The sequence below is a fragment of the Streptomyces sp. NPDC030809 genome (assembly GCF_055572195.1).
The window spans coordinates 1-6,278 of record NZ_JBVIDV010000049.1; the positions used below are offsets into that span (position 1 = coordinate 1).

Here is a 6,278-nt window from a genome sequence, read left to right on the forward strand (position 1 = left end):
GTGACGACGGCGTTGCGGGTGAGGATCACCAGGCGGGAATCGGTGTGTCGGGGATCGGCCAGCCATTCCTGCACCAGACCCAACACCCCGTGCAGCACCTCGTGGATCCGCTCGGCCAGGTCACCGGAGTCGTCCAGGCGAGGCGCGAACGGAACCACCACCACGTCCGGTACGGCGTCCAGTTCGGCCAGGGCGGCCGGACCGTCCGCGGAGAACACCGTCGCCCTGGCCTCCTCCAGTGCCGGGCCCACCTTGAGCGGGTCCGCGCCCAGGACGGCGAAGCTGCCGGAAAGCGGCGAGGCAGCCGCGGGCACCGCCACCCACTCCGTACGGAACAGCGCATCGTTCGAGGGGGAGCCGGCGGACCTGAGGGTGTCCGTGACCACCGGCCGTACGACAAGCGAATCGACGGAGGCCACGGGCGCACCGGCCGCATCCCAGACGGTGACCGACACGGCGTCCGCGGCGTCCCCGCCCAGGGGCGCCACCCGCACCCGCAGGGCGGCGGCACCGACCGCGTGCAGCTGCACCCCGCTCCAGGAGAACGGGAGCCGCGCCCGGCCCTCGCCCGCCGCGGGCAGCACGCCCAGGCCCAGGGCGTGCAGCGCTGCGTCCAGCAGGGCCGGGTGGATCCCGTAGGCCGCGGCCTCTGCTGCGGGCTCCTCCGGCAGGCTGACCTCGGCGAAGACCTCGTCGCCGCGCCGCCAGGCGGCCCGCAGCCCGTGGAAGGCCGGCCCGTAGCCGTAACCCTGCTCGGCCAGCCGGTCGTAGTAGCCCTCGGTCGCGATCGGCTCCGCGCCGGTGGGCGGCCAGGCAACCGGATCGGACCCGGCGCCGGGCCCGCTTCCGGTCCCGAGGCCGGAGTACGGCAGGGCGCCGACCCCGGCGGGAGCGAGCGTACCGGTGGCGTGCCGGATCCACGGCGCCTCGGCGCCGTCGCCCTGGACCCGCGAGTACAGGCTCAGCTCGCGCCGGCCCGAGTCGTCACCGGCCCCCACGTTCACCTGGACCTCCACCGCGCCCTGCGGGGGCAGTACCAGCGGCGCCTGGAGGGTGAGCTCCTCGACGGTGGTGCAGTCGACGTGGTGCCCGGCCTGGAGGGCGAGTTCGAGGAAGCCGGTGCCGGGGAGGAGCACGGTGCCGGCGACGGCGTGGTCGGCGAGCCAGGGCTGGCGGGGAAGGGACAGCAGTCCGGTGAGCAAGTGGCCGTTCGCACCGGCGAGTTCGACCGCAGCCCCGAGCAGCGGATGCCCCGCGGCCGTCAGGCCCGCCCCGGCCACATCGGCACGCGAGGTGGGAGTGTTGATCCAGTAGCGCTGGTGCTGGAAGGGGTACGTGGGCAGGTCGGCGTGGCGGCCGGTGCCCGTACCGGCACCCGGCCAGGTGAGGGCATGGCCGTGCGCGTGGAGGTGTGCGGCCGAGAGCAGGAGCCGGGTGAGGGTGCCTTCGTCGCGGCGCAGGGTGCCCGTGATGGTCAGCGGCGCCTGAGCCTCGGTCTCTTCGATGCCGTAGGTGAGGACGGGGTGGGCGCTGGATTCCACGTACGTGGTGTGGCCGGTGTCGGTCAGCGTTCGGATGGCGGTCTCGAACTGCACGGTCTGGCGGAGGTTGCGGTACCAGTAGGCGGCGTCGAGGGTGGTCGTGTCGAGGAAGCCGGGCTCGACGGTGGAGAAGAAGGGGATGTCGGCCGTTCGGGGGCTGATTCCGTCGAGGGTGCTCAGGAGGGCTTTCTCGATGTTTTCGACGTGGGCGCTGTGGGAGGCGTAGTCGACGGGGATGAGCCGGGCGCGTACGTCCTGCTGCTGGAGTGTCACGACGAGCTCTTCGACGGCGGTCTTGTCGCCGGAGATGACGGTGCTGTTGGGGCCGTTGACGGCGGCGATGCCGACGCCGGTGGTGGTCTCCAGGTGTCCGCGGACGGTGTCGGCGTCCTGGGGGATGGAGGCCATGGTGCCGAGTCCGGCGAGGTGTTCGCCGATGATCTGGGCGCGGAGGGCGACGACCTTGGCGGCGTCTTCCAGGCTGAGGGCTCCGGAGACCGCGGCAGCGGCGATTTCGCCCTGGGAGTGGCCGACCACGGCGTCCGGGTGGATCCCGAGGGACTTCCACACCTCCGCCAGCGACACCATGACGGCCCAGGTGACGGGCTGGATGACATCGACCCGGTCCAGCACGGCCCGCGAGCGCAGCACCTCGGTCAGCGACCAGTCCACGAACGGAGCCAACGCCTGCTCGCACCGCGCGATCCACTCGGCGAACACCGGTGAGCTGCCGATCAGTTCGGCGCCCATGCCGGCCCACTGCGTGCCCTGCCCGGGGAAGACGAACACCGTCTTCCCGACCGGCTTGGCCTGCCCCTGCACCACGAGCGCGTGCGGCTCGCCGCCCGCCAGAGCGTCCAGCGCCTCCGCCAGGCTCTCGGGGGCCTCGGCGAGCACGACCGCCCGGTGGTCGAACAGGGCTCGCCCGCCGATCAGCGTGGCCGCCACCGCCGCGGCGTCCAGGTCCGCCGTGTCCTCGACGTAGGTCCGCAGCTGCCGGGCCTGTGCCCGCAGGGCCTCCGCGCTCCGGGCCGAGACCACCCACGGCACCACCCCGGCCTGCGGTCGCGGTGCCGTGTCCGTGTCCGTCTCCTGCTCCGGACCCTCCTCGGGGGCCTGCTCCAGCACCGCGTGCGTGTTGGTGCCGCTGATCCCGAACGAGGAGACACCGGCCCGCCGCGGCTCACCGGTACGGGGCCACTCCGTCTGCTCCGTCAGCAGGGCGACCTCCCCCGCCGACCAGTCCACCTGCGGGGTGGGCTCGTTGACGTGGAGCGTCTTCGGCAGGATTCCGTGCTGGAGGGCCATCACCATCTTGATGAGGCCCGCGACTCCCGAAGCGGCCTGTGTGTGACCGATGTTGGACTTCACGGAGCCGAGCCACAACGGCCGGTCCGCCGGCCGGTCCTGGCCGTAGGTGGCGATCAGGGCCTGTGCCTCGATCGGGTCACCCAGCTTCGTACCGGTGCCGTGCGCCTCGACCGCATCGACCTGAGCAGGCGTCAGGCCGGCACTGGAGAGGGCCTGCCGGATCACCCGCTGCTGCGAGGGGCCGTTCGGGGCGGTGAGTCCGTTGCTCGCCCCGTCCTGGTTCATCGCCGTACCGCGCACCACGGCGAGCACGCGGTGGCCGTTGCGGCGGGCGTCCGACAGCCGCTCCAGCAGCAGCATGCCGACCCCCTCGGACATGCCCATCCCGTCGGCGTCCGCGGAGAAGGCCCGGCAGCGGCCGTCCACCGAAAGCCCCCGCTGGCGGCTGAACTCGATGAAGGACGTGGGCACCGCCATCACGGAGACACCGCCGGCCAGCGCCAGCGTGGACTCGCCCTGGCGCAGCGACTGGGCCGCCAAGTGGAGGGCGACGAGCGAGGAGGAGCAACCGGTGTCGAGGGTCACGGCCGCGCCCTCCAGGCCGAGGACGTACGAGACGCGTCCCGAGGCGATGCTCGCGGTGTTGCCCGTGCCGAGGTAGCCCTCCACCTCCTCCGGGGTCTCCCGCAGCCGCGACCCGTAGTCGTGGTAGCTGACGCCGGCGAACACCGAGGTCCGACTCCCGCGCAGGGACTGCGGGTTGATGCCCGCCCGCTCGAAGGCCTCCCAGGAGGTCTCCAGCAGCAGCCGCTGCTGGGGGTCCATGGCCAGGGCCTCGCGCGGGGAGATCCCGAAGAACGCCGGGTCGAACTCGGCCGCGTCGTAGAGGAATCCGCCGTGCCGGGTGTACGAGGTCCCGCGACGGTCCGGGTCCGGATCGTAGAGCGAGTCCAGGTCCCAGCCGCGGTCCGTCGGCAGCCCGGAGATCACGTCGTCACCGCGGAGCAGCAGCTCCCACAGCTCCTCCGGCGAACGCACGCCCCCGGGGAACCGGCAGCCCATCCCGATGATGACCACCGGGTCGTCCTCGGCGGCCGGGAGCACCGCGGGTGCCGCGCCACCGGACGAGGCGGCCGGGTCGGCGGCCGCGCCGAAGAACTCGGCGTGCAGGAAACCGGCCAGGACGCCGGGAGAGGGGTAGTCGAAGACGAGCGTGGCCGGCAGCCGCAGACCCGTCGCCGTGACCAGCCGGTTGCGCAGCTCCACCGCGGTCAGCGAATCGAAGCCCAGGTCGCGGAAGGCCCGTACCGGCTCCACCGCCTCCGCCGAAGCATGGCCCAGGACCGAGGCGGCCTGGCCGCGCACCAGATCGAGCAGCACCCGCTCGCGCTCGTCAGCCCCGAGCCCCTCCAGCCGGTCCCGCAGCGGGGACGAGGGAGCCGTCCGCGCGTCCGCCCCCGGCGCACCGCCCGCGGGCGCCGTGGCGGCCTCGATCTCCCGGCGGGCCTCGGCCACGCCGCCCAGCAGCGGACGCCGTCCCGCCGAGGTGAAGACGGGAACGAACCGCTCCCAGTCGACATCCGCCACGGCCACGAAGGCCTCGTCGTGCGCCAGCACCTGCCGCATCGCGGCGAACGCCGTGTCCGGGTCGAGGAACGGCAGGCCGCGCGCCTGCAACTGCTCCGGCTTGACCCCGTCCGGGAGCCGCTCCGGGTCCCACACGTTCCAGACGCCCCAGGCGATGGAGCTCGCCCTCAGCCCGCGGGCCCGCCGCTGCTCGGCCAGCGCGTCCAGGTAGGCGTTGGCCGCCGCATAGGCGCCGTGGTCACCACTGCCCCAGACACCGGCGATGGACGAGAAGAGCACGAACGCGTCGAGCTCCTCGGCGCCCAGCAGCTCGTCCAGGTGGGCCGCGCCGCCCACCTTGGCGGCCAGTACGTCCGCGAACTCGCCGAGCCCGGACTCGGCCAGCGAAGCGAGCTCGATGAACGCGGCGGCGTGCACCACCGTACGCACCCGCTCGCCCCCGGCCTCCAGCTGCTCCAGCACCCCGGCCAGGGACTCCCGGTCGGCCGCGTCGCACGCCGCCACCGTGAGCCGCACGCCCGAGCCCGCGAGCTCCTGCTCCAGCTCGGCCATCCCGGGCGCGGACGGCCCGCGCCGGCTGGTCAGCACCACGTGCTCGGCCCCGCTCTCACCGAGCCAGCGCGCGATGTGCGGGCCCAGCGCCCCCGTACCGCCGGTGACCAGCGCCGTACCGCTCGTCCGCCAGACCGGCGCCGAGCCGCCCGGCTCGGCATCGAGCGGGGAGCGCACCAGGCGCCGCGCGAACACGCCCGACGCGCGCACCGCCACCTGGTCCTCGTCCGCCAGCCCGGCCAGGACGGCGCACAGCCGCGTCCGGGCCCGCTCGTCGAGCTGCCGCGGCAGGTCCACCAGACCGCCCCAGCGCTCGGGCTGCTCCAGCGCGACCACCCGGCCCAGCCCCCACACCTGGGCCTGCGCGGGACTGGACAGGCGGTCCGAGGCGCCGGCCGCGACCGCCCCGCAGGTCCCGAACCACACGGGCACCTCGATCCGCGCGTCGCCCAGCGCCTGGACGAGGGCCAGGGTGCCGGCGAGGCCCGCGGTCATCGCGGGGTGCGCGGGGAAGGGACGCTCGTCGAGCGCCAGGAAGGAGAGCACACCGGCGAGCGGAGCGCCGGCCGCGGCCAGCTCCTCGCCGATGCGCTCCAGGTAGGCGCCGCGGTCCGCCGCCCGGGCGGCGAGCTCCAGCGGGACCACGCGGGCGCCGTGCCCCGCCATGCCCTCGGCGGCGGCGCGCACGACCTCGTCCGTGGCGTGCCCCTCCGGGAACACCACCAGCCAGCTGCCGGCGAGCCCGGCCGCGGCGCCTCCGTCGGCCACCGGCTTCCAGTCGATCCCGTAACGCCAGTCGTCGACCGTGGCCTCGCGCTTGCGCTCCTGCCGCCAGGAGGCGAGGGCGGGGAGCACCGCACTGAGCGCCGCGTCGTCCGCCACGTCGAGCGTGCCGGCGAGCGACTCCCAGTCCTCGTTCTCCACGGCCTCCCAGAAGCGGGTGTCGACGATGTCGGTGGCCGCAACGGGGGAGCGCACCGCGGCCGCGTCCGGGACGTCGATCCAGTACCGCTGGTGCTGGAAGGGGTAGGTGGGGAGGTCGGTGTGGGGGTGGTGTTGGTGGGTGTGGGGCCAGGTGAGGGTGTGGCCGTGGGTGTGGAGGTGCGCGGCGGAGGCCAGCAGGCGGGTCAGGGTGCCTTCGTTGCGGCGGAGGGTGCCCGTGATCGTCAGGGGAGTGGGGGCGTCGGTCTCTTCGATGCCGTAGGTGAGGACGGGGTGGGCGCTGGATTCCACGTAGGTGGTGTGGCCGGTGTCGGTCAGCGTCCGGATGGCGGTGGCGAACTGCAC

At 74.1% G+C, this 6,278-nt stretch carries 1 protein-coding gene; it reads right to left on the bottom strand.

All coding sequences use genetic code 11. The features are described 5' to 3' along the window. Positions 1 to 6,278: SDR family NAD(P)-dependent oxidoreductase (locus tag ACZ407_RS34805; protein ID WP_468135542.1), on the bottom strand; the 6,278-nt coding region annotated here is incomplete at both ends.